This window comes from Pleomorphochaeta sp. (genome assembly GCF_050031695.1).
Classification (GTDB): domain Bacteria; phylum Spirochaetota; class Spirochaetia; order Sphaerochaetales; family Sphaerochaetaceae; genus Pleomorphochaeta.
In genome coordinates this window covers 1-21,780 of the sequence record NZ_JBNAIC010000073.1, presented here as the reverse complement: position 1 = coordinate 21,780, position 21,780 = coordinate 1, and the positions used below count along the sequence as shown (strand labels likewise).

Below are 21,780 nucleotides of genomic sequence, written 5' to 3'. Positions count from 1 at the left end.
GTATTTAGATGATTACTAAAGAACAAAAAGCTGAAATTGTTGCTAAATTTGGTAACGGTGAAACTAACACAGGAAGTACACAAGTACAAATCGCTTTATTAACAGCACGTATTAATGATTTACAAGCTCACTTTAAAGCAAATCCTAAAGATCATGCTTCAAGACGTGGACTATTACAAATGGTTGGTCAAAGAAGAAGATTACTTCGTTACTTAAAGAATAAGAATATTGACGATTACAGAACATTAATTGCTGAATTAGGAATCAGAAAATAATTATTCCTAAATTATTTGATATTGGAGGATAGTATTATTACAGTTCTCCAATATTTTTTTATAAATGTTATCATTGAAACATTTAACAAAATAAGTAATAATAATAAAAAAGAAACAATTTTTTTAAATAAAATAGGGCTAGTTTCTTATAGAAACAAAGAAAGAACTATTAAAAAGAACAAAAAGAATGAAGGAAAAGAAGAATGTTTGAAACAAAAAAAGCAAGTGTTCAAATTGGGGATGATACCCTAGTTTTTGAAACAGGAAAAATTGCAAAGCAAACCAGTGGTGCAGTTTATGCAAAATATGCAGGTAGTGCTGTAATTGCAACAGTTTGTTGCGGTAGAGCTCCAAGTGAACCTTTAGATTATGTACCTTTACAAGTTGAGTATAATGAAAAATATTATGCTGCTGGTAAAATCCCAGGTGGTTATTTAAAAAGGGAAGCCCGCCCTAAAGATAAAGAAATATTAGTAAGTAGATTAATTGATAGACCTATGAGACCTTTATTTGATAAAGCTTTCGGTCGTGAAATCCAAGTTGTACCAACTGTTGTATCTACTGACCAAATCAATACTCCTGATATTATCGCAATTAATGCTGCATCTGCTGCAGTAACAATTAGTGATATTCCATTTAATGGTCCTATTGCAGCTGTTAGAATGGGTAAAATTGGTGATGAATATATTGTAAATCCAACTTTCCAACAAATTGAAAAATGTGAATTAGAAATTGTTGTTGCAGGTACTATGGGTGGAATTACCATGGTAGAAGGTGGAGCAAAAGAAGTTAGTGAAGATGATATGCTTGAAGCAATTGCTAAAGCTCATCCTGTAATTAAAGATTTATGTAAAGCTCAACTTGAACTAAAAGAACTTGCAGGTAAAGAAAAACTTCCTGTATTTGAAGTTGAAGAAGATTTAACTTGGTTAGAAGAAGTTAGAGAATTTGCTTATCCATTAATTAGTGAAGCTTCATTTGTAAAAGGCAAAATGGAAAGATATGCAGCATTAAAAGAAGCTCATAATCAAGTTGAAGAAAAATTTGCATCATTAATTGAAGAAGAAGAAAAAAGACCAGCTCAATTAGCTCATTTATATGATGAATTAGAATATGAAATTTTAAGAAAATCAATTTTAGATGAAGGTGTTAGAACTGATGGTAGAAAAGTTACAGATATACGTCCAATAACATGTGAAGTAGGATTACTTCCAAAAACTCATGGTTCAGCATTATTTACTAGAGGTGAAACTCAATCTCTTGCTACTACAACTCTAGGTACTGCAAGTGACGAACAAATGTTCGATAATATTGATGGTGAAAAATCATTCTCATCATTTATGTTACACTACAATTTCCCTCCTTACTCAGTTGGTGAATGTGGTAGATTAACTACAGGTAGAAGAGAAATTGGTCATGGCCATTTAGCTCAAAGAGCTTTAACAGCTATTCTTCCTGAAAAAGATGATTTCCCATATACAATAAGAATTGTATCAGAAATTATGGAATCTAATGGATCTTCATCAATGGCTTCTGTTTGTGGTGGTTGTTTAGCATTAATGGATGCTGGGGTACCAATTAAGAAACCAGTTGCTGGTATTGCAATGGGTCTTATTACAGAAGGTGCTGATTATTCTAAATATGTAGTTTTATCTGATATTTTAGGTGAAGAAGATCACTTAGGTGATATGGACTTTAAAGTAACAGGCACTGAAGATGGGATTACAGCATTCCAAATGGATATTAAAATTGCTGGTGTTACACCTGAAATAATGAAAAAAGCTTTACAACAAGCTAAAGACGGTAGATTACATATTTTAGGAATTATGAAAGAATCTATTGAAACTCCTAGAGAAGATATTAATGAAAATGCTCCTAAAATCTTAACAATGAAAGTTGAAGAAGATAAAATTGGTGCAGTTATTGGTACTGGTGGTAAAACTATTAAAGGTATTGCAACTCAAACTGGTGCTGAAGTTAATATAGCAGATGATGGTACAATCACAATTTATGGTAAGAATAATTCTGCTGCTCAAAAAGCAAAAGATTTAGTTCATGCAATAATTGAAGAACCAGAAGAAGGTAAAATTTATCAAGGTGTTGTTAAGAGAATTATGGACTTTGGTGCATTTGTAGAAATCTTACCTGGTAAAGAAGGTCTTTGTCATATTTCTAAACTAGATAAAAAACGTGTTAAATCAGTTGATGAAGTGTTATCTTTAGGCCAAGAAATTCCTGTTAAATTAATTGATATTGATAGACAAGGTAGATTAAATTTATCATATATTGATGCAATTTCTCCATCAGAAGAAGGTGAAGAAAAGAAATCAAAAGAACATCATGAAAAACATGATAGACATGATAAAAAAAGATCTTTCAACAAAAAAAAGAGTACTAAATAGTAATGGCAGATATAATCGTCAAAGTAAAATTAGATGATAGAGCAACTTTGCCAAAACAAACTACTCAATTAAGTGCTGGTTCAGATATTTCTGCAAAATTAGATGAACCATATATTTTAAAACCAGGGGAATTTGGATTAATTCCCACTGGTTTAAAAATTGCATTACCTCCTGGTTATGAAGCTCAGGTACGTCCAAGAAGTGGCTTAGCAGCTAAATTTGGTGTAACAGTATTAAACACTCCAGGAACAATTGATGCAGATTATAGGGGTGAGGTAAAAGTCATTCTAATAAATCATGGAAAAAATGATTTTGTAATAAATAATAATGACAGAATAGCTCAGTTTGTAATTGCACCTGTTATTAATACTACATTTGTTGAAGTTGAAGAACTTGATGATACAGAACGTGGTGAAGGTGGCTTTGGATCTACTGGAGTATAAATTTTGTATTTAGGGATAAGAAAAAAACAATTATTTAAATTTATAAGTAAGGAATATCTCCTTGCTTTTATAGTTTCATTTGTTTTTTTCTTTTTTATTTTCTTTATTAATCAAATATTATTATTAGCTAGAAAAATACTATTAAGCAATGTTGATTTTTTTACAATGCTTAATTTAGTTGTATTAGCAATTCCTCAGTTTTTATTATACACATTTCCTTTTTCTTCCCTTAGTGCTTCCGCTATGGTAATGGGAACTATAAATTCATCAAATGAGCTATTAGCATTGAGAAGTGCTGGTTTTTCTGTAAAACAGATTTTTAAACCAATAATTATATTATCAATTTTTATATCAGTTTTATGTTTTCTAATTGCTGATATTTTATTACCAATGAGCTCAGCTCAGTATCAACAGTTATATATAGAATTATTAACCAAAACTCCAGGTGTTGAATTAAAGAGTAACACAAGTAACGTATTTAATGATTTTTTGATTACGAATGGAGATGTTGATGATAATAAAATAGAAGATATTATTATAGTAAAAAAAGAAAGAGATTTATCTTATCTTATTAGTTCTCAAAAAGGTGAATTAAATTATTTAGATATTAATAATTTGATTTATTCACTTGAATTATCTGATCCAACTTTATTAATTACTAATATTAATGATAAAAATGTCTGGCAATATGCAAAAAGTGATAATTTAACTTATTTTATAGATTTTTCAGATTCTCTTAGTAAAATAAGTACTAATTTACCCTCTAATCTCTCTAGTGCTGATTTAATAAAAAAAATAAACAATAATTCAGAAGATTTAGATTCAAGAGTTACTTCTTCATTGATAGACAAAGGAAACACTGTATTAAATTTAAATAAAAATTATTATATTAATAAATTTTCTGATAATCAAAATATAAATTATTTTAAAGATGATTATTATTATTTACCACAGATAAATCTTAGGCCAATAGATTTTTATCTACAATATTTTAGAGCAGAATTTTATAAAAAGTTTGCATTAAGTGCTGCTTGCTTTTTCTTAATTTTAATTACGATTCCATTAGCATATATTAAATTTAAACATGGAAGATTAATTGGTTTTGGTTTTTCAATGTTAATTGCAGTTTTATATTGGTATATTTTATTTATTGCTCAATTAAGGACTTTTACATATGCAATAAATCCAATGTTTTTAATGTGGGCTCCTAATGCTATAATATTATTATTATCATTAATATTAATAAAAGTTTGGAGAAATTGATGAAAATAATTACAAAATATATATGTAGTAATATTATTAAAATTTTATTTTCAACTGTAATTTTAACATCTCTTTTATTATTAAGTGTTGATTTATTTAGTAATTTTGATTCATATGTTCAAAACAATGTTGAGTGGTCAGAAATAGCTAGAATAACTATTTATTATTTACCTCAAGCTTTTTTAATTGTTTTTGCACCTGCTTCTTTATTTTCAATTACTTTTTTTCTATCTCAAATGAATACTAATAATGAAGTTATAGCTCTTTTATCTAGTGGCTATCCAATGAAAATGGTTTATAAAATTATTACAATTTTAATGTTTTGTATATCAATATTATTATTCTTATTTAATGAAAATGTAGTTTTACAATCAAAGATTGATTATAATTTATTGAAAAATGAAGCTTTTAATATAAATAATAATTTTGATAACTCAAATATTGGATTAATTGATTCTTTAAATAATAATGTAATTTATGCTAATAAATATAAAGAAGAAAATAAAACTTTATATAAACTAATAGTTGTAAAAAAAGATGATAATAATAAAATAGTGAAAAGAATTGATGCTAAAAATGGTGTTTGGAGTCAAGAAAAAAATTATTGGATATTAAATGATGTTAAAGTCACTAACATTTATGATCAAGATATTTATATAGAAGAATTTACTCAATTAGAAGATCCAACTATTAACTTAGAACCAAATATGTTTAGAAATCTTAGTTTAGATATTCAAACTATGTATTTTTCTAGTGCTATTAAATATTTAAAAATACAAAGAAATGTAAATTTAAGATTGTGGTACGAAAGTATGAGTGATTTTTTAGAAAGATTATTAGAACCTTTTTCAATAATAATAATGACAGTTATAGCCTGTAGTATTGATTATAAGGGAAGAAAGAATGTTTTTTTATTCTCTGTTTTTAATTCAATAATCCTTGCTGTTGTTTATTATGTTTCAAAAATGGTTTTTCAAATAGCCTCAAAACAAGGTTTGTTAAATCCTTATATTGCTAGCTTATTGCCTTTCTTAATTATTTTAATCGTAACACTATTATTTAATAAAATAAAATTATTTACTACTTCAAGAAAGAGTTGAATTATTTTATAACTTCAAGTAAGTTATAATAATGAAAAAAGGATTGATTAATGAAAAAATTATATACTAAATTACATCAAGATAAAGATACAAAAGCAAGAATAGGTTTAGTTGAACTAGATCATGGAGTAGTTGAAACACCTGCCTTTATGCCTGTTGGAACTAATGGAACAGTAAAAGGTATTTACCATGATAAAGTAAAAGAAATAGGTTATAATCTTATACTTGGTAATACTTATCATCTATATTTACGACCTGGAACTGAAGTTTTAGATAGTTTTGGTGGCCTACGAAATTTCTCTAACTGGGATGGAAATATTTTAACTGATAGTGGGGGATTCCAAGTTTTTTCTTTATCTAATTTAAGAAAGATAAAAGATAGTGGTGTGCATTTTAGATCACATATTGATGGCTCTAAACATGTATTTACACCAGAAAAAGTAATTGATATTCAAAAAAGTATTGGTAGTGATATTTGTATGTTGTTAGATGTTTGTACTCCACCAGATATTCCTTATAGGGCAGCAAAAGAAGCTATGTATACTACACATAGTTGGGCAAAAAGGGCAAAAGACTATGGAGATAATTTAGAAGGTTTTAAAGGGAATATGTTTGGAATAGTCCAAGGTAATTTCTATAAAGATCTTAGAAAACAAAGTGCTGAATATATCTCTTCATTAGATTTCCCAGGTATTGCTATTGGTGGTTTATCTGTAGGTGAAGAAAAAGAAGCTTTTTATGAACACTTAAGTTATGTTAGTGAATTTGTTGATGATACTAAACCAAGATATGTAATGGGAATTGGTTCTCCTGACTATATATTAAATGCTGTAGAAAATGGTATTGATTTATTTGATTGTGTATTAGCAACTCGTATGGGTAGAAATGGAGCTGTATTTAGTGATGATGGAGTAGTTACATTAAAGAAAGCTATTCATAAATTTGATCATGGTCCAATTGATGAGAATTGTACTTGTAGTGCTTGTCAAAAATACTCTAGAGCATATATGCACCATATGGTAAAAACTAATGAAATGTTAGGCGGTATGCTTGCAACTGAACATAATTTAACTTATTTATATAATTTATTAGCAAGAGTTCGCCAAGCAATTAAAGAAGATAGATTTAAACAATTTAAAAAGGATTACCTTGAAAGATTCTATTCAAAATAAAGAGAATACTAAAAATAGTTTTATCATGATGATATTAACATTAATTTCTCGATTATTAGGAATTATTAAAGCTAGAGTTATTACAACAGCATTTGGTGCGACATCAACTGCTGATGTAATTAACGTAGCTTTTTATTTACCAAATAATTTAAGGAAAATATTTGCTGAAGGTGCAATTACTTCAGCATTTGTCCCAAGTTTGTCTAAATCTGATGATGAGAATTATAGAAATAAATTATTGGGCTTGATGTTAACTTTTCAAATAATAGTTTTTTCTATAATTATTATTTTATTTATTATTTTTGGTAAACAAATTTTTGGATTTATTAGTGCTTTTGAAGGTGATGATTTAGAACTAGGTGGTAGGTTGTTACCATATTTTCTAGGGTTTTTAGCATTTATTTCAATTGCAAATATATTTGCAGCTGTTTTACAAACAGATAAAAAGTTTACTATTTATGGACTTGCACCACTTTTTTATTCAATTACTTTAATTTTGTTCGTTTCTTTAACTAATAAAACATTCGGTGCTATGTCTATGGCATATGGTGTATTAATTGCGAGTATTATTCAGTTTATTTTTACTTTAGTATTAACTTTAAAAAATGGATATGGTATTCATATTTCTTTTAATTATAGAGATAAAGAATTCAAACGAATTTTACATCTTTGGTTAATAGTACTTTCTTCCTCTATTGCTTCCATTCTGTCTCAACAGTTTTCAACATATTTAGCTTCAACTTTAGATATAGGAAGTGCAACAGCTTTTTCTAATTCTATGATCTTTTTTTCTACTCCTTATGGAATTATAAATGCAGGTTTTGTTACTGTTATTTATCCATTATTATCTAGGTATTACATAACCAATGATAAAAAACTATTTGAAGATTCATTATCTTATGGAATAGATGGAATGATTAATTTATTTATCCCTGCAACCCTTATTTTAATGTTTTTAAGTGAAGAATTTGTTGCTGTATTATTGCAAAATGGTAAATTTACTTTTGAGGATACACAATTAACTGCTTCAATTACTTATTACTTAGTACTAGGTTTAACAATAATAGGAATAAATAATTTATTAAATAAAGCTTTAATTGCTACAAAAAAAGAAAAAATATCATTCAAATTAATTATTTTGCAAGCTTCTATTGATGTAATTTTATCTTTAATTTTTATAAATAAAATAGGTATTATTGCTTTACCAATTGCAAATACGATTTCTTATTTAGTGACATTGATTATTCAATTATTTTTGTTTAGGTCTAATTTAGATTATAAAGAGATCTTAAAAACAATAATAAAAACAATTACTGCTAATATTCCTTTAATTGTAGTTTTAATTCTTTATAAAATGTATTGTCCTGTATGGTATATATCAGGTTCTAATTTAAAAAATCTAATTATTTTGCTAATTATTGGGATTGTTTTATTATTAGTATTATTAGTCTCATATACATTGTTTAAAATACCTCTAATTCAATATTTTAGAAGAAAAAAATAATTTTTTATCAATTTGGTTGTTTATGCAACATTTATTTTTATTTTATATAATAATATTATCATATAAATAATAATAAATGGAGATAAAGAAATGAAAGAAAAACTTTATAAAATGAGTGATAATAATCAAAGTGTTGTAGAGGCTGTAATTAAAGATGACAATATTAATTATATGCATATGGTATTATTAGCTAATGAAAATCTAAAAACACATTATACTAATGCAAATGTATATATGACTGTTAGAGAAGGGACATTATCAATAAAATTAAATGATGGTGAGTTTGTAGAGTACGAAAAAAATACAGTAATCAATATTCCTTATAATACAAAAATGGATGCTCAAAATCATACTGAAGAGTTGTTAGAGCTTATAGTTATTAAAGCTCCAGCCCCTGGAAATGAAATATATAAATAAACTTTATATAAATAAAGCCCAAAGCAATTATCTTAGCTTTGGGCTTCTTTATTACGTATTAATAATTAAATAGCAACTTCAATTTTTAAAACTTTAAAGTCAAATGGTTTTTCATTAACAGTAAATTTAATATTGTCACCAACTTTTCTATTTAATAGGTTAGAACCTAAAGGTGCTAATCTATTAATTACATTGTTAGAAGGATCTGCTTCCCAAGATCCCATAATTTTATATGAAATCTCTTCTTTTGCATTATTATCATAAAGAGTAACTTTTGTTCCGTATGCTACTTTTTCATTTGTAACAGTTACAGGATCAATTACAGTAGCTCTTTCAATTTCATCGTTTAATGTAATTAATTGAGAGTTAAGCATTCTTTGTTTTTCTTTAGCATATTTATATTCACTATTTTCTTTTAAGTCACCTAATTCTCTAGCTTCACCAATTTCCTTTGCTATTTCAGGAAGTTGAACGTGTTGTAGATTATATAAATCAGCTTTTTTAGCTTCCATTGTTTCTTTTAAGCAGAAAAGGCCAGTAGGAATCATATCTACTTCAACATTAAGTGCAGATTTTGAATTAAAATCAAAATTAGGATATTTTTGAGTTAATTGGTGTTTTACTTCAATCTTTTTACCTAAATCAGATTTATTTAAAGGTAATCGATCAACTAAAGCATATGCTTTTTTACCTTTAGTTTCATCACCTTCTTCAATATATTGATAAATAGCTTTTTCATCAAATAATTTTGTCATTAACACTTTAACATTTTTTCTATTCTCAGTTACATTCTTTTTGTTTTCGATTAATTTTAATAAATAATCTAATAAAGAAAGAGCTGTAAATAATAATTGTTCTGAAGAAATGCCATTCTTTTCCCAAATTTTAATATTATAGTTTTTATAAAGGTACAAGAAAACTTGTGATTGTTCTTTATAATCACTAACACATTGTTTAAATACTCTTGAGAAACTATTAGCTTTTTTATTGCTTCTGAAAGTATCAGGAATATATGAAGTTAAGTAATTAGGGAATAATTCCATAAGTGTCTTTTCCCAGAATTGATCAACTTTAACAACATGTTCGATAAACAATTTTTTAAGTTCAGGATCATCGATATTTTTAAAGCATAAAATAACGTCTTCAATTCTTTTATAAAGTGCAGAAAAAGGTAAACCTTCAGGAAGTTTAACAAAGTTCATACTATAATTCGTGTATAAATCTTGAAGTAATAAATAACTACTTACAATTGTATCACTTACATTATGAAGCGTAATACTTGTTCCATCACTATTTGTAATATTAGAAGAGAAATAAGCTACCATTTCTAAGAATGAATCACTTTCAACATCACCATTACTAATAATAAAGTCTCTTAATACTTTAACTTTTGCATAGAATTGTTTCTTACTCTTGAAAATGTTTAATTGTTTTTCTTCAAAAGTAATTGGAGTTTTTCTTAATGTAAATGTATCTTTTTCTTGAGTACTTACACCAAATAAAGGATTACTCATTAATTCTTTCTTAGCAGCTAAAACCCAAGCATTAACTTCTCTTGTTGTTAATAGAGAAGGGGAAAGCTCATTTTTCATTTCTTTAACAGAAGCTTTATCATTGTTACTAGACATAAGTATTCTTAGTGCCCATGGAATATCAGCTTTAATTTTTAGAGCTAATTTTTCATGAGGTACTACACTTTTTAATACCCATATATGAGATTTTTCTAAAGCTATCAAACTTTTAAAAGCCATATCTGTTGACATATTAGCTATTTTATCAGGAAAGTCTATTACAACTTTTTTTTCATCAATATTTTTAATTCTACCAATTTTGTTAGTAGATTTTTGATAAATGAAAGTTCCTTTATCAAAAGCAATATTAGTTTCAAAATCTTCAATAGCTCTCATTACATCTTTGAAATATTTATCACTTAATTTACTGTGTTCTAAACAAGTTTTTAATCTACCATGATCTTTATATTTTACTTTATAACATTTTACTAAAGCATTTCTTGCACTTAAACTATCGTTAGTATATTCTAGTATTTTTTTATAAATAATAATTTTTTTATCTATATCATCTTTATTTTCATTAACTAAAAGGTTTAATAAAGCTACTGCATATGATTTTCCAACATGAATAGATACTCTTTCACAAATTCCAATTAAGTATCCAAATTCTTCAGGAATTAATGAAGTTAAAATAGGGAAGCTTTCTTTAATGCTCATTGGATCATTTTTAGCAATTAAACGGTTTAATAATTTTTTATAAAATAATACTCCATTTTCTTTATCAAAAGCACTCTCACTTGATAATTTATAATCAGCTAAATCTTTTAAAAGTGCTGTTTCTGCATAATCTACTTTTATTAATCGTTCCCAAATAGTATACATTAATTCTAATTTATTTTGTTTTTTAAAAGATTCACCTAATAAACGAAGAGCAGGTTTTGATTCATTAACATTTAAAATTAATGCACATAAATATTCAACTAAATCATTTCTATCTACTTGAGCAAAGGAAGAAATTAAATCAAGGAATGCAATGCTGTCTTCTTGAGGTCTAGTTTTTAATGTTACAATACCAGAGATATATCTTGCGATTACACTATTTTGATTTACTTCTTCAAAATGTTCATCACAAATTTGTTTAATTTCTATAATTTCATCATCTGCAATTTTGTTGATTTTTTTATCCAAATCAGCAAAATATTGAACATCACAACTTTGCATAAACGAAATGCTCCATTTTTCCTCGTTTAACATTGTTTGTAATTTCTTTAAATTCATTTTATTTTTCCTCCGCAAAAAACTGACTCAAATATTCTTGAGCCTGAATAATACCTATATATTAAAAAGTCCAAAATTACCATTTATTTTTTAGTAAACAAAACCCGAGCAACTGCAATTGCTGATGCTCGGGGGCATTTTTTTCTCACACTATGTAACTATTATATTCTATTTATAATAAATTATCAATAGAAGAGATTAGTTATAATCAATTCAAAAAAAGAAAAATTTATATATTTAAAAGATTTTGATGATAATACATTTGTTTTTATTATAGATTATTATATTAAAATTCTTTAGAAAATTTCTTTATTGAGTTTAAGGCATTACATAAATGATCTTTCATAGCTTTTTCTGCTAATTTACTATCTTTATTTTCGATTGCGTTTAAAATTTCTTTATGTTCTGGGATAGTTTGTAATAATCTTCCTGGTGTGTTTAAACTCGCAATCCATCCTTCATTTAAAGTTTGAGACATAGTTTTCATTAAAATTGATAAAGTTCTATTTCCTGTCATTTCAGCTATCAATTGATGGAATTTACTATCATCTCTAATTGCTTGAGAAATATCACCTTTTTCAAAATCAATGCAAAATTTTTCGTAAACTTGTTTTAGTTTTTCGACTGAACTTGAAGTGCTTTTTTCAGCTGCTTTTTTTGCAGCTTGAGGTTCGATTAATACTCTTACTTCAAAATGTTCTTTTAGAAGGTCTGTATTATCTACAACCCATTGTTTGATTGTGGAATCTTCTTCAATTCTTTCTTTTATAAAGATACCTTTTCCTTGATGAACTTCTACATATCCTGTAACTTCAAGAATTCTAATAGCTTCTCTAATCGAAGATCTACTAACATTTAACATTTGAGTAAGTTTATTCTCACTATAAAATTTAGAACCAGGTTCAAAATTTTCTTCTTCTATTATTTCTTTTATGGCATCTAAAATTTTTTCAGATAACCTTTCTTTTTTTATAGCTCTCATATCATAAAATTACCACCAAACTCACTTGTTGTACAAGTAGATATCTTCTATTAATATAATTTAAGAGAAAGAAAGTTGCTTAATTAACAACTTTCTTTCAAATTATATATTAAATTGTTCCATACATCTTTTCAGGAAGCCATGTTATTATTTGAGGGAAAATAATACATAGTATAAGAGTTAACATTATTAATAATATAAAAGGTATTACACCTTTAATAATATCACCCATTGTCAATCCTAGGGAAGGATCAGCTGTTCCCTTAAGAACAAAAATTGACATTGCCATAGGGGGAGTTTGGAAGGCCATTTGTAAGTTAATACAAATCATCATACCAGCCCATAAAGGATTGAATCCTAATTTCACTAATATAGGAGAAAAAATTGGAACAATAATAAATACGATTCCGATCCATTCAATAAACATACCTAAAAGGAATACAATCAACATAATAACTGTAAATGATGCCCATTTTCCACCAGGAACAGAAAGAATTAGTTGTGTTACAACATCTCCTGAACCAGCACTCATAAATATTCCAACAAATGCGTAACATAAAGCGGCTATCATAACTACAAAAGCACTAACTTTTAAAGTTTCTAATGATGCATGTTTTAACAATTCCCAACTAAATTTTTTGTAAATTATTGCTAATAATATAGCTGCAAGAGAACCTACGGCAGCAGCTTCAGTTGGTGGAGCTATACCGGAGAATATTGTTCCAAGTACTGCTACTATTAATAAAACAGGTGGAACCATAGATTTTAACAATCTTGCTAATTTCTTCATTGTAAATGCTGTTTTATCACTTTCAGGCATTGAAGGACCTAATTCAGGATTTAAATGACACCTTATTGCTATATATAATACATATAAACCAGATAACATTAACCCTGGGAATACTGCTCCCATGAACATTTGCCCAATAGATAATCCTGCTTGTGGTGCATAAACAACTAACATGATGCTTGGTGGAATTAAAATTCCTAAAGTTCCTGATGCAACGATAGTTCCAGCAGCAAGAGGTTTGTCATAGCCTCTTTGAACCATAGGTCCTAAAGCAATTAAAGTTAAAATAGTAACTGAAGCAGCAATAACACCAAGACAAGCTGCTAAAATTGTTCCAAATATTACTGTAACAATTGCTAAACCACCTTTTAAATTACCTAGTGATTCATATAGGCTTTCATATAAATCTTTTGTTATTCCCGAGTGTTGCAGTATTACACCCATAAAAGTAAATAGGGGAACTGCTAAATACGGATAATTTAGTGATAAACCATAGAATCTACTATACATAATATGGAAGGCAGTAGTTGGTCCAAATATTAGTGTTCCGATTAAAAAGGCAACACTTCCGATTACAAATGCTATTGGGTATCCAGTTAATACTAAAACGAAGACTCCACCAAGCATTAAAAAAGTGACTAATTCAGCGCTTAATTCAATCAATGTGTTTACCTCCAACTAAAAAATAAATATCTCTTACTAATTTTGCTAAACCTTGTAATAGCATTAAAAACAAGCCAAGTGCGAATATTGTTCTATAAGGTGCTGCTGGTGGATACCAAAAGCTAGTAAACATTACTTCTCCACCAACCCAGGCTTTTATTGACCATTCAACAGCTAGATAAAACATAGTTATCATTAAAGGAAAAAACAAAGTTAAAGAACAAATAATATTTATTATTGCTTTTGCTTTTTCAGATAATGCTCCATAGATAATATCTACACGAGTATGTGCATCGTGTTTAAAATCGTATGAGGCTCCTAGCATATAAACTATTCCACCAGCCATACATAAAACATCATAGGCCCATATAGTGGGGCTGTTAAAGAAGTGGCGTGAAACCGCATCATAAGAGCCCACTAGTACGAGGAGAAATGCAAACCATTTCCCAATAGAACCAGACATCTCACTCATTTTATCAATGACTTTCAATATTCTCTTTAATATAGTCATACATTATCTCCTCTTATCATCTATTACTTAAGTGAATTATATGCATCACCATATGCTTTCATTGATTTATAGATTTTACCAAAGATTTCGTCTTCTTCTTTTGATTTTTCTTCGTAGAATGCATCAGCTTCTGCTAATAAAGCTTCTTCAATTTCTTCAGAAACTTTAAATACTTCAACACCAGCTTTTTTGAATTCTTCAATAGATTCAACAGATTTATATACAAGATATTCATGTTGTAATTGAGTATATTTATTTACTTGTGCAACAACTATTTCTTGTAAATCTTCAGGTAATTCGTTAAATGCGTCTTTATTTACAAAGAATACTTGAGGATCACTTGGAGCTCTAGTTGGTGATAAATACATATAAGGAGCTACTTCATTAAAGTGCATATCCCAGTTAGTTGCGATAGTTGAATATTCAAATGCATCAACAGTACCTCTTTGCATTGCTTCATAAACTTCACCACCAGGAATAATAACTGTTGCAGCACCCATTCTCTTTAGAATTTCACCACCATCACCCATACATCTTGCTTTTAAGCCTTGTAAATCGTCTAAAGTTTCAATTTTAACTTTTGAATGGAAGAAAACTTCTTCAGGTAATGGAGAAAGAGCACCAGGGAATGTCATTACATTATAGCCTTCCATCATTTCATTTAATAAATCAGCACCACCACCATAGTTAAACCATGATCTTAAAGCTTCACCAGGTAAACCAGCAGGTCTTGAGCTTACTAATCCAGCTGCAGGCCATTTGTCTAAGTTATACATTGGACAAGTATATCCCATTTGTAGAACGCCTTCATTAATTGCATCTAATTCTTTATAAGCTGGAACAATAGATCCACCTACAAAAGGTTTAACAACTAATCTACCGCCACTAGCTTTTGTTATAGCTTCACAACATTGATCGTGGAAAATCTGAGATGGGTCTGTTGCAGGGCCATGTCCTGAAGACTTCCAAATAATAGGTTTAACAACTTCTGCTTTACTTTCTGTACTTGCACTTGTTGTACTTTCTTTTTGGCAACCTGTAAATACAAATCCTAATGTAGCTGCTAGTGTCATTAAAATTAATAATGTTTTTTTTGTTGACATACATCAACCTCCTTTATTTTGTACTTAATTATTAAAAATTAACGAAGTACCTGTTCTATTATGAAAGTAATGTGAATTACTTTTACTCATTTCCTTCATTGCATTTAATCCAGTGCAATGAGAAACTCCAACATATTGAATATTTCCTGAAGAAAGATAATTTATTGAATTATTAAAACACTCTTGATCAGCTTCAACTAAATGAGTTCCGCCTAATACTGCATACAAAGGAGCGTTTAATCTCCTTTTTGCTGTTTCAAGCATATTTCTCATACCCGGATGGGAACAGCCGAGAATAGCGATTATTCCTTTATCTGTTTTAATAGCAATTAAAACTTCATCTAAAAATTCATCTTTAACAAATTGTTCATCTTTTCTTAATACAAATCTTGGATTTATTTTTTCATCTTTTTGAGTTTTTTCAAAATTTGTAATAATAAATACATCTTTAACTATTTCTACAATATCTTGATTAACATACTTGAATTTTAAATTATTATTAATTAAATACTTTTCATCGAAATCATTTCCTAAATATTCATATGCACCATTTTGATATCCATATTTTTCATTAAAGAATCCCTTTCCTAACCAAAGATTAAAATCTTTATTTATATCTACTAAATATTTTAATCCACCTGAGTGATCATAGTGTCCATGACTTAGAACTACATGATTTACTTTAGAAAGATTTTTATTAATTAATATTGAATTTTTAATAAAGGCATCTGTTTGTCCTACATCAAAAAGGATACATTCTCCATCAATTTCTATAAAAAAAGAAATTCCGTGTTCGTTAATTAGTGAAAGATGTTCTCCTTTTGAATTCTCGACTAATGTTGTTATCTCTAAATTTTTCATTCAAACCACCTTATTGTCTTATCAGTTGTCTACTTGTCTGATAAGTAATCATATTATTGAAAATATAATCTGTCAAATATTTTTTTCATTTTTTTTACAGATATTAAAATATTGGAGAAAATAAGGTAATTAAATAATATATTTTTATAATAGTTAATCATATTAAAAATTAATTGTAATTATTAGTTTTAAAAGATAGTTAAATATAAATAATTAGCGTTAATTTTTTAATAAATTCTTTAGTAAAAAATATTAAAAATACGTTTATGGTTAAAATAAAATTGTGATAATAAATCCTTATCAATAAAGAACATATATATTCATTTGACTTTTAATGATAGTATAGAACAAAGGTTAAATTATATGGTTGGTTGAAGGGTAATATTTGCATTTAATATAAATATAAGGATCTTCAATATTTTTATAAAACAATTGCAAATTAATTGATATTTATGATATTCTAACACTATGAATGATTTAATAGTTTCACCAAGTATATTATCTGCTGATTTTTCTAAAATCGTTGCAGATGTTAATTCCATAAAAGATGCAAATGCTAAGTGGGTTCACTTAGATGTTATGGATGGCGTATTTGTACCAAATATTACTTTTGGTCCAAAATTTATAAAAGATTTAAGAGTCCATAGTGATTTATATTTTGATACTCATTTAATGATAGAGAATCCTGAAAATTATATTAATCAATTTGCAGACGCTGGCAGTGATGGTATATGTATTCATTATGAAGCAACAAAACATATCCATAGAGCTCTACAGATGATAAAAGCTAAAAATAAAGATGTTGGAATTTCAATTAACCCTGCAACAAATGTGGATTGTTTATTACCTATATTAGGTGATTTAGATCAAGTATTAATAATGAGTGTTAATCCAGGATTTGGTGGACAATCTTTTATTGATTATAGTTTGAAAAAAATTAAAAAATTAAGTGATTATAAAGAAAAATATGGATTTACTTATAAAATAAATTGCGATGGTGGTGTAAGTACTAAAAATATTAGGTTATTAAGAGAAAGTGGTATTGATGTTGTAGTTACAGGTTCAGCTTTCTTTGGTGCCCCAAACAGAAATGATTTTATTGCTGAAATGTATAAAAATGGTAATTTTTAAAGCATTTAGAATAAAATCCTTATAGAATAAATATAGAAAATATCTAAAGGAGAAATTATATATGGCAAAAAAAAGCGCTGAAGCTACTATTGGTAAACCAACTGATGAAAAACAAAAAAGAGATGCTTTAGAAGCTACAAGAGCCTCAATTGATAAGCAATTTGGTAAAGGTTCTTTAATGAAACTAGGTGATAAAGGTGCTTCTTTAGATATAGAAAGTATTTCTAGTGGTTCTTTATTATTAGATGAAGCATTAGGAATAGGGGGGTATCCTCAAGGTAGAATAATAGAAATTTATGGTCCTGAATCTAGTGGTAAAACAACTCTTGCTTTACATGCAGTAGCAGAAGCTCAGAAAAAAGGTGGTATTGCAGCTTTTATAGATGCTGAACATGCTTTAGACCCAACTTATGCTAGTGCTTTAGGAGTTCAAATAAATGATTTATGGATTTCTCAACCTGATAATGGTGAACAAGCTTTAGAAATATGTGAAAAATTAGTTAGATCTGGTGCTGTAGATATTGTTGTAATTGATAGTGTAGCAGCCTTAACACCACAAGCTGAAATTGATGGTGATATGGGAGATTCTCATATGGGTCTTCAAGCTCGTTTAATGAGTCAAGCTTTAAGAAAATTAACAGGTATTTTATCTAAGAGTAATACAACTATTATTTTTATTAACCAAATAAGAATGAAAATTGGAGTTATGTTTGGTAATCCTGAAACTACTACAGGTGGTAATGCTTTAAAATTCTATTCATCAGTTCGTTTGGAAGTTAGAAAAATTGAAACCTTAAGTAAAGGTTCTGATAATATAATCGGTAATAGAATTAGAGTTAAAGTTGTAAAAAATAAAGTTGCTCCTCCTTTCAAAAAAGTTGAATTAAACTTGATGTTTGGTAAAGGTTTAAGTTATGTTGCAAGTGTATTAGATGCTGCAATCAAATATGATTTGATTGATAAAAGTGGATCTTGGTATTCTTATAAAGATGAAAAGATTGGACAAGGTAAAGATAATGCAATGAATTTCTTAAATGATAATCCTGAGATAATTGATACTCTTGATAAACAATTGAGAGAGATAATGTTTCCATCATTAGAAGTAGAAGAAACAAAATAATAAATAATAAAATAATTATTAGATACAGCTGCAATAATGTAGCTGTATTTCTATGTATAATATAGTAATATTATATATATAACTAATAATAAATTTACTTTATTAATACTTATATGTATAATAATAAAAAATAGTAAGAGAGAACAATTAATGGCTGATCCTAATTTAGATATTATAATAAAAGAAGATTCGCATTCATTTAAAATACCTACATTTGAAGGACCTTTAGAATTGCTCTTACATTTAATACAAAAATCTCAAATTAACATTTATGATATTCCTATATCATTAATTACTGAACAATTTTTAGAATACATAAATAATGAAAATAATATTGAATTAACTCAATTATCTGATTTTTATAAAATGGCTGCTGATTTATTATATATTAAATCAAGAATGTTATTGCCCGTAGATTTAGATTTTGATGAAGATTATGATGATCCTAGACAAGAATTAGTTGAACAATTATTAGAATATCAAAAATATAGAAAATATATGGAATTATTAACCGAAACAGCTAATAATGATGATTTATTTATCGAAAGAAAAAGAACTTCATTTATGATTCCATACGATGATCAACAACTTTTTGAAAATATAGATTTATCTTCTCTTTTAAATACTTTTTCATCTATTATGAAAAAAATCTCTCCAGCTAAAGTATTTAATGTTTATGAAGAGGTGTCAGTTAATGAAAAATTAGCTTATTTATACGAATTATTTGAAAAAAAGGATGAAGTAACAATTGAAGAATTAATTATTTATTTAGAGCAACCATTACATATAATTTGTGCTTTTATGGCCATTTTAGATGCATGTAAATTTCGTAAAATTACTTTGTTTCAAAAAGAGCCTTATAAAACAATTCTTATAAAAAAGATGGATACTTTAAATATTAATAATGATGAAGCTGATTATATTGATGAAATGTATGATAAAGCAATTGAGACAGGTTTATATAATGAGAGTGAGATAAATGATAAAATAGATAAAGATGATTATTCTATTTTAGAAAATTTTGAAAATCAAGATATTGAAATAGATGAAGATGAATCTAGTGTTGATTATGATTTTGGTGAATTTGAAGAAATTAATTTAGATGAGGATGAATGATGAGTAATAATAATGATAAATTTCTTTTATCCACAAATGCACGATTAGTAGAGACTATTTTATTTTTAGAAAATGATAGTGTGAGTAAAGACAAGTTAATTAGAATGACAAACTTGAAAGAAGATGATTTATTTGATGCATTAGAAGAGTTAAAAGAGCATTTTCAAACTTTTATGCATGGAATAACCCTTAGTAGTCTTCATGATAGGTATCAATTTTTACCTTCAAGAGATTTACATAAAGAACTAAAAAAATGCTATGGGAAAAAAGTTGATAAAAGATTAAGCAAGGCAGCACTTGAAACACTTTCAATTGTTGCATATAGTCAACCAGTAACAAAAAGAGAAATTGATAATATTAGAGGTGTTTCTAGCGATTCTATAGTCAGATTATTAAGAGATAGAGAATATATAAAAGTAATTGGTAGAAAAGATGTTCCAGGACACCCATGTTTATATGGAACTTCACGAAAATTCTTGTTAGAATTCAATTTAAGAAGCATTAGTGAATTACCAAAATTGTCAGATATTGATAAACAAAGATTTATAGATGAAGAAAATACTGAGGAGTAAAATTTGAAAATAGAGTATCCAATAAGACTGCAAGCTTATTTAGCAAAAAGTGGTTGTGGAAGTAGAAGATCATGCGAGTCATTAATCACTGCAGGTAGAGTAAAAATTAATACAAAGAGAGTTACAGAATTAGGTACTAAAGTTAATAGAGATGATGTAGTGCAATTAGATGATGATACAGTAGAACCAATAGAAAAATCATATTATTTTGCCCTTCATAAACCAAAAGGTTATGTTTGTACTAATTTCGATCCAAATGAAAAATTATATGCAAGAGAATTAATAAATATTAATGATTGGAATTTATTATTTCATATCGGTCGATTAGATAAAGAATCTACAGGTTTAATTCTTTATACTAATGATGGTGATGTTGCAAATAAAATAATGCATCCATCAAACAAAATTGAAAAAGAATATTTAGTCTTAGTTGATAAAGAAGTTAGAAGATCTGATTTAATGAAAGCTGTTGATGGTATATATATTGACCAAAAAAGACCATATAAAATTAAAAGCTTTCAATTATTAACTAAAAACTGGGTTCGAATTGTTCTAACTGAAGGTAAAAATAGAGAAATTAGAAAAATTCTAACATCCTTAGGTTATGATGTTAAAAAATTATGCCGAATTAGAATTGGAAATATTGAACTAGGGGACTTAGAACCTGGTGAATTTAGAAGATTAAACTATAGCCAAATTGAAGCTTTACTTAGAGGTGATGTTGGCAATATTTCTAAAAGTATAAAGATAGGTAAGGGGAAATAAATTATGGTTGTAGCAATTGATGGGCCAGCTGGTGTTGGTAAAAGTACAATAGCTGAAATGCTAGCTAAAGAATTAAATTTATATTATTTAAATTCAGGTTCATTTTATAGAGCAATTACTTATGCTCACCAATTAAAAAGCGATGATTTATTAAACAAAGAAGCCGTTTTACAAACTGCAAAAGATATAGAAATTAGTGTAAAAGATTCAAAAGTTTGCATTAATGGAGAAGATGTTGAAGATAAGCTACATACTGCTAAAGTTGATAAGTATGTTTCACAAGTAAGTGTTGATCCCAAAATAAGAGAAATTGTTAATAACAATATTAGAAAAATAGCAAAAGGATTGGATATAATTGCCGAAGGTAGAGATATTACAACAGTTGTTTTTCCTAATGCTGATTTTAAATTTTATTTTGATGCAAATGCAGAAATTCGTGCAAAAAGAAGATTTGATCAACACTCAGATGGACAAAGTTATGAAACTATTTTAGAAGAAATAATTAAACGGGATAAAAATGACAAAGAAAAACCCGTTGGAAGCTTAAAGATTGCAAATGATGCAATAATAATTGACACTTCGTACTTGACCATTATGCAAGTTTGTGAGAAAGTGGTAAAAGCTATTAATACGCGAGATTTGCGTTAAATATAGGAATATTAGGATCAGGAGAAAGCAAGTGGCTAACGAGAGTGAAATTGAAGAAAAGAAAACCAGTATGCAGTTAATGCAGGAGGAATATCTTAAATCTCTTGATGGCATCGAAGACGGTCAGCTCGTGACCGGAACTGTGGTTCAGGT

20 protein-coding genes are annotated in these 21,780 nt (G+C 27.6%); 14 read left to right on the top strand and 6 right to left on the bottom strand.

The annotated features are described in order from the left end of the window. Positions 1–8: 8 nt before the first annotated feature. The 8 genes from rpsO to ACPKM0_RS12175 all read left to right on the top strand — a co-directional run bounded on the left by rpsO (position 9) and on the right by ACPKM0_RS12175 (position 8,576). The gene (rpsO, locus tag ACPKM0_RS12210) at positions 9–275 is read left to right on the top strand and encodes a 30S ribosomal protein S15 (protein ID WP_472476330.1); all 267 of its coding nucleotides are present in this window, start codon (positions 9–11) and stop codon (positions 273–275) included. A gap of 203 nt (positions 276–478) precedes the next feature. Next, complete coding sequence (pnp, locus tag ACPKM0_RS12205; RefSeq protein ID WP_472476328.1) at positions 479–2,677, top strand: polyribonucleotide nucleotidyltransferase; 2,199 nt, start codon at positions 479–481, stop codon at positions 2,675–2,677. 2 nt (positions 2,678–2,679) lie between these two features. Next, the gene (gene dut, locus ACPKM0_RS12200) at positions 2,680–3,120 is read left to right on the top strand and encodes a dUTP diphosphatase (protein WP_472476327.1); all 441 of its coding nucleotides are present in this window, start codon (positions 2,680–2,682) and stop codon (positions 3,118–3,120) included. Positions 3,121–3,123: 3 nt separating this feature from the next. Continuing rightward, a complete protein-coding gene (locus ACPKM0_RS12195) occupies positions 3,124–4,383 on the top strand; it encodes an LptF/LptG family permease (RefSeq protein WP_472476325.1) in 1,260 nt (419 codons plus the stop codon). Next, entirely contained in the window at positions 4,383–5,483 is a 1,101-nt protein-coding gene (locus ACPKM0_RS12190) for an LptF/LptG family permease (RefSeq protein WP_472476324.1), read from the top strand. Before ACPKM0_RS12195 ends, ACPKM0_RS12190 begins: the two co-directional genes overlap by 1 nt. Before the next feature lie 50 nt (positions 5,484–5,533). Next, positions 5,534–6,655: a tRNA guanosine(34) transglycosylase Tgt gene (gene tgt / locus ACPKM0_RS12185; protein ID WP_472476322.1), complete on the top strand. Its 1,122-nt coding sequence runs from the start codon at positions 5,534–5,536 to the stop codon at positions 6,653–6,655. Next, the gene (gene murJ / locus ACPKM0_RS12180; protein WP_472476320.1) at positions 6,633–8,159 is read left to right on the top strand and encodes a murein biosynthesis integral membrane protein MurJ; all 1,527 of its coding nucleotides are present in this window, start codon (positions 6,633–6,635) and stop codon (positions 8,157–8,159) included. Before tgt ends, murJ begins: the two co-directional genes overlap by 23 nt. A gap of 90 nt (positions 8,160–8,249) precedes the next feature. After that, positions 8,250–8,576, top strand: coding sequence for a cupin domain-containing protein (locus ACPKM0_RS12175; RefSeq protein WP_472476319.1), 327 nt, complete (start codon positions 8,250–8,252; stop codon positions 8,574–8,576). Positions 8,577–8,641: 65 nt separating this feature from the next. Here the strand turns inward: ACPKM0_RS12175 and greA are convergent, their stop codons facing one another. The 6 genes from greA to ACPKM0_RS12145 form a co-directional block, all read right to left on the bottom strand. Beyond that, positions 8,642–11,365, bottom strand: coding sequence for a transcription elongation factor GreA (gene greA / locus ACPKM0_RS12170; RefSeq protein ID WP_472476317.1), 2,724 nt, complete (start codon positions 11,363–11,365; stop codon positions 8,642–8,644). A gap of 286 nt (positions 11,366–11,651) precedes the next feature. Beyond that, positions 11,652–12,347 (bottom strand): FadR/GntR family transcriptional regulator, encoded by a 696-nt coding sequence (locus ACPKM0_RS12165; RefSeq protein ID WP_472476315.1) that lies wholly within the window; start codon positions 12,345–12,347, stop codon positions 11,652–11,654. A 109-nt stretch (positions 12,348–12,456) separates the two neighbouring features. Further along, on the bottom strand, positions 12,457–13,800 hold the full coding sequence (locus ACPKM0_RS12160; RefSeq protein WP_472476313.1) for a TRAP transporter large permease: 1,344 nt from the start codon (positions 13,798–13,800) through the stop codon (positions 12,457–12,459). Beyond that, positions 13,793–14,311, bottom strand: coding sequence for a TRAP transporter small permease subunit (locus tag ACPKM0_RS12155; protein WP_472476312.1), 519 nt, complete (start codon positions 14,309–14,311; stop codon positions 13,793–13,795). The genes ACPKM0_RS12160 and ACPKM0_RS12155 overlap by 8 nt, the downstream gene beginning before the upstream one ends. 23 nt (positions 14,312–14,334) lie before the next feature. Then, positions 14,335–15,414, bottom strand: a complete 1,080-nt coding sequence (gene dctP / locus ACPKM0_RS12150; protein WP_472476311.1) for a TRAP transporter substrate-binding protein DctP — start codon at positions 15,412–15,414, stop codon at positions 14,335–14,337. Between the two features lie 24 nt (positions 15,415–15,438). Next, positions 15,439–16,275 carry an MBL fold metallo-hydrolase gene (locus ACPKM0_RS12145; RefSeq protein WP_472476310.1) on the bottom strand — a complete coding sequence of 279 codons (837 nt, stop codon included), beginning with the start codon at positions 16,273–16,275 and terminating at the stop codon, positions 15,439–15,441. A gap of 468 nt (positions 16,276–16,743) precedes the next feature. On the opposite strand from ACPKM0_RS12145, the gene rpe reads away from it, so the two are divergent. The 6 genes from rpe (at position 16,744) to cmk (ending at position 21,627) form a co-directional block, all read left to right on the top strand. Next, the gene (gene rpe / locus ACPKM0_RS12140; protein WP_472476308.1) at positions 16,744–17,406 is read left to right on the top strand and encodes a ribulose-phosphate 3-epimerase; all 663 of its coding nucleotides are present in this window, start codon (positions 16,744–16,746) and stop codon (positions 17,404–17,406) included. 61 nt (positions 17,407–17,467) lie between these two features. Next, a complete protein-coding gene (recA, locus tag ACPKM0_RS12135) occupies positions 17,468–18,526 on the top strand; it encodes a recombinase RecA (protein WP_472476306.1) in 1,059 nt (352 codons plus the stop codon). 150 nt (positions 18,527–18,676) lie between these two features. Beyond that, positions 18,677–19,642, top strand: coding sequence for a segregation and condensation protein A (locus tag ACPKM0_RS12130; protein ID WP_472476304.1), 966 nt, complete (start codon positions 18,677–18,679; stop codon positions 19,640–19,642). Further along, a complete protein-coding gene (scpB, locus tag ACPKM0_RS12125; RefSeq protein ID WP_472476303.1) occupies positions 19,642–20,214 on the top strand; it encodes an SMC-Scp complex subunit ScpB in 573 nt (190 codons plus the stop codon). The genes ACPKM0_RS12130 and scpB overlap by 1 nt, the downstream gene beginning before the upstream one ends. 3 nt (positions 20,215–20,217) lie before the next feature. Beyond that, positions 20,218–20,979 carry a pseudouridine synthase gene (locus ACPKM0_RS12120; protein WP_472476301.1) on the top strand — a complete coding sequence of 254 codons (762 nt, stop codon included), beginning with the start codon at positions 20,218–20,220 and terminating at the stop codon, positions 20,977–20,979. A gap of 3 nt (positions 20,980–20,982) precedes the next feature. Further along, the gene (cmk, locus tag ACPKM0_RS12115) at positions 20,983–21,627 is read left to right on the top strand and encodes a (d)CMP kinase (protein WP_472476299.1); all 645 of its coding nucleotides are present in this window, start codon (positions 20,983–20,985) and stop codon (positions 21,625–21,627) included. Positions 21,628–21,780 lie beyond the last annotated feature (153 nt).

What these genes read in the sequence shown, in the direction of transcription:
- rpsO (WP_472476330.1), top strand. Translation starts at nt 9, where the DNA reads ATGATTACTAAAGAACAAAAAGCTGAAATTGTTGCTAAATTTGGTAAC.
- pnp (WP_472476328.1), top strand. Translation starts at nt 479, where the DNA reads ATGTTTGAAACAAAAAAAGCAAGTGTTCAAATTGGGGATGATACCCTA.
- dut (WP_472476327.1), top strand. Translation starts at nt 2,680, where the DNA reads ATGGCAGATATAATCGTCAAAGTAAAATTAGATGATAGAGCAACTTTG.
- ACPKM0_RS12190 (WP_472476324.1), top strand. Translation starts at nt 4,383, where the DNA reads ATGAAAATAATTACAAAATATATATGTAGTAATATTATTAAAATTTTA.
- tgt (WP_472476322.1), top strand. Translation starts at nt 5,534, where the DNA reads ATGAAAAAATTATATACTAAATTACATCAAGATAAAGATACAAAAGCA.
- ACPKM0_RS12175 (WP_472476319.1), top strand. Translation starts at nt 8,250, where the DNA reads ATGAAAGAAAAACTTTATAAAATGAGTGATAATAATCAAAGTGTTGTA.
- greA (WP_472476317.1), bottom strand. Translation starts at nt 11,365, where the DNA reads ATGAATTTAAAGAAATTACAAACAATGTTAAACGAGGAAAAATGGAGC.
- ACPKM0_RS12165 (WP_472476315.1), bottom strand. Translation starts at nt 12,347, where the DNA reads ATGAGAGCTATAAAAAAAGAAAGGTTATCTGAAAAAATTTTAGATGCC.
- ACPKM0_RS12155 (WP_472476312.1), bottom strand. Translation starts at nt 14,311, where the DNA reads ATGACTATATTAAAGAGAATATTGAAAGTCATTGATAAAATGAGTGAG.
- dctP (WP_472476311.1), bottom strand. Translation starts at nt 15,414, where the DNA reads ATGTCAACAAAAAAAACATTATTAATTTTAATGACACTAGCAGCTACA.
- ACPKM0_RS12145 (WP_472476310.1), bottom strand. Translation starts at nt 16,275, where the DNA reads ATGAAAAATTTAGAGATAACAACATTAGTCGAGAATTCAAAAGGAGAA.
- rpe (WP_472476308.1), top strand. Translation starts at nt 16,744, where the DNA reads ATGAATGATTTAATAGTTTCACCAAGTATATTATCTGCTGATTTTTCT.
- recA (WP_472476306.1), top strand. Translation starts at nt 17,468, where the DNA reads ATGGCAAAAAAAAGCGCTGAAGCTACTATTGGTAAACCAACTGATGAA.
- ACPKM0_RS12130 (WP_472476304.1), top strand. Translation starts at nt 18,677, where the DNA reads ATGGCTGATCCTAATTTAGATATTATAATAAAAGAAGATTCGCATTCA.
- scpB (WP_472476303.1), top strand. Translation starts at nt 19,642, where the DNA reads ATGAGTAATAATAATGATAAATTTCTTTTATCCACAAATGCACGATTA.
- cmk (WP_472476299.1), top strand. Translation starts at nt 20,983, where the DNA reads ATGGTTGTAGCAATTGATGGGCCAGCTGGTGTTGGTAAAAGTACAATA.